Genomic DNA, 237 nt, shown 5'->3' on the forward strand with positions numbered 1-237 from the left:
CGAAGTAGATCCTGATGGAGACGGCGTTCAAGGACCAAACGACACAGATCCAAACGATGCATGTGAATTTACTGTAGCAGATATTACATTACCTGTAACAGCAATCACAGATTGTGATGGCGATGGAGAAACAAGTGATACGGATCCAAATGATACCGATCCATGTATCGGAGGAACATTATCCAATGTAGATTTAACAGACACAACAAGTGACTGGGCAACTGCAGATTGTGATGG

At 43.0% G+C, this 237-nt stretch carries 1 protein-coding gene; it reads left to right on the forward strand.

Translation table 11 applies throughout. The features are described from left to right. Window positions 1-237, forward strand: a 237-nt coding sequence (locus ACVCXO_RS13875) for a hypothetical protein (RefSeq protein WP_452230189.1), incomplete at both ends; no start/stop codon positions are given.

Source organism: Lacinutrix sp. MEBiC02404, assembly GCF_053601575.1.